The 2559-nt window shown below is 35.4% G+C and carries 3 protein-coding genes; all 3 read right to left on the minus strand.

The features are described from left to right. Nucleotides 1-86: 86 nt before the first annotated feature. Nucleotides 87-1049 (minus strand): replication initiation protein RepM, encoded by a 963-nt coding sequence (repM, locus tag EI162_RS13975; protein ID WP_192524908.1) that lies wholly within the window; start codon nucleotides 1047-1049, stop codon nucleotides 87-89. A 456-nt stretch (nucleotides 1050-1505) separates the two neighbouring features. Further along, entirely contained in the window at nucleotides 1506-1835 is a 330-nt protein-coding gene (locus EI162_RS13980) for a hypothetical protein (protein WP_192524909.1), read from the minus strand. A gap of 27 nt (nucleotides 1836-1862) precedes the next feature. Continuing rightward, complete coding sequence (locus EI162_RS13985) at nucleotides 1863-2447, minus strand: HAD family hydrolase (protein ID WP_192524910.1); 585 nt, start codon at nucleotides 2445-2447, stop codon at nucleotides 1863-1865. Between the last annotated feature and the right edge of the window lie 112 nt (nucleotides 2448-2559).

Here is a 2559-nt window from a genome sequence, read left to right on the forward strand (position 1 = left end):
CAAGCACCTCACTTAGAGATTTAACAGATAGAAACGGGTCTTAATGGGAAACAGCACCCATTCAGATCCGCTTCTATCTCAAACCATTAATAATACTGGTAGTCGTCATCTTTACCGTTTAAATATTCTCTAATAGGCTTTTTCTGACTAAACTTGCTAGGGTCTTTCTTAATCTCATTCACCATAAATTCAGTAAACAGCTTCCAGTCACGCCCATTATCACCAGTCGCCAAACGCCCATAAGTGCTGATAAATCCTTTATGAAGAACAATGCGCTTCAGCTGCTTGTCTGACAGCCCATCAACAGTGAACATATCGCCATTGGCAGAGTCACGCTCAATACTGGCTTCTTTTTTATTTGTCTTCTCTAAAACCTTAAACTTAAAGCCTATTATTTTTCGACCTTTTTTAACATTCTCATACTCGACATTCAGGTCTGATTTTTCATTTATCTCTTCAACAGCAAGGTCTAACACTCTTATCTTAAAGTTACTCATTGCTTTATATTCTTCATCTTCAACGCCTAGCTGACCCCTAAACTTATCTAGTTCAAACACAGGTGTTTTTTTAGCGGTCTTCCATTGAACCAGTAGCTCATAAAGCCTTACCGAATAATTACTGGTCATCGTAGCCGTCTGTTCTAATAGATATTTAGTAAAAAACTCTTCAGCCCCATCAATCCGAGTAATCCCACGTACCACAGCTGGAGTAAAAACAATCTCAATCGCTCCCTCATCATCTAAATATCTAACTTGGGATAACCAGCGAGATTTAACTAGCTTACCTTCATCATCAATATAGCTAAAACGTCTGTTAAATAACGTATCTTCAGCTTCTTTCATCATCAAATAACCATTTTGCCTTGTCGTATTGAAAACCTCGGCATACCTAATAGCTTCAATACGTAAAGGGGTTTCTGATGTCAAACCTTTACCAGTTTCTCTAGCATCAACTACCGCCAGTTGAACGATACGTATTTCAGCAAGTTTTAGGTTTTGTAGAACGGTATTAAGATGATGGGTTTTTACTACTAGATTGGATTTAGCCATTACTACCACCTTTTAATTACATTAATAATATTTGTAATTAAGATAACATAAATATATAAGTAATTAAATACCTGAAATATATTAGTAATTAAATGGTAAGTAAACGTAAGCTTATGGGTAAGTAAACGTAAGCTTATGGGTAAGTAAACGTAAGCTTATGGGTAAGTAAACGTAATTAAATGGTGCTTACATCCCTTTAGCAGCGAGGGATACATAGAGCTTAAAAGCATTTAAAAGCATTTAAAAACATTAAAAGCCTTTTTGGTTGTTGATAACTAAGAAAACAAACAGAAGAAAAACGATATAAAATGCTGTTATCTGATGATTTCTCTTGCAGTCAAACAGAACAGAACAGGGTAAACGTATTCAAATGGAGCTGTAACCCTTTATTATAAAGAGTTTTAGGGATATAAGACGAGGTTTACCTGACAGATAAAAGCCAAGATTAACCAACAGTTAATTATCTAGTAATGATGATTGTATATTATCGTCATAAACGGCTCTATTTTGCCCAATATCGCTTTGATTACTACTTCCTGCTACCCTACTACATAATTCGCTCTTAAAGCCCTCTAAGCGGCTAATATCGGCTTTCCTAGTCACATGCTTTTCAATATCAGCTAAAATTTGTGGTATTCGTTCAGGTTCATCTTCAGCAATCTTCATCAACATACCCCCAAGTACAAATTTTTGACCGTTGAGAGCCTTATCAATTTGCTGTTTCATTCGATTGGCTTTGTCTAATGCTTCCTGACGTTTTTGTTCTAATATTTTAATATTTGCCATGAGGTTTTTCCTGTGGATTGGTGATAGTTAGAAGTGCCGATAGAACGGATGATTAGCAAGTTTAAGTAGCTCTCTATCTTCGGATGTATCTCCATATGCGTAAATATTTGTGTAATGAGACAGGTCATAGGCATTTTCAACTCTTTTTCTTTTCTCATCAGCACTACAATCATGACCTATGAAATTACCTGTGACAGTGCCACTGACTGCTTCAACCTCGTTACACGACAACGCTATATTATGTTTCTTACACCAAGGCTCTAAATACAAATCCAATGATGCGGACACGACTCTGATCTCATCACCTCTATCTTTGTGCCAGTTGATTCTCTCCATAGCTTGCGGTCTGATTAAGCTTGGAATAATATTTTCAGAAAATTCTAAAGCTTTCATTTTTATTTCATTTTCAACAGTATTTTTAAAAGCTAAATTGAATATTTTATGTCGAATACGTTTACCACCTGTTAGACGAGTTTTATAAGCAATAATTTCTGGAAGTAGTAATAACTTACCTCTTCTTATGCGTCGTTTGTCAGCAGCATAAAGCACAAACTTTGTGAAAGAATCCGTGTGTGTAATAGTTCCATCAAAATCAAACAAAGCTAAATTCACTATAGTTCATTCCTTTTTTTAGATAATTAATTTTTTCACTTTCACATCTTTTAGTGATAAGTGCGAACTTACGAAAACTATGCTAACATTCCACTACGTTACAGTATAGATA

Origin of the sequence: Psychrobacter sp. FME6, from assembly GCF_014861365.1 — a bacterium.
In the GTDB taxonomy this organism is placed as follows: Bacteria; Pseudomonadota; Gammaproteobacteria; order Pseudomonadales; family Moraxellaceae; genus Psychrobacter.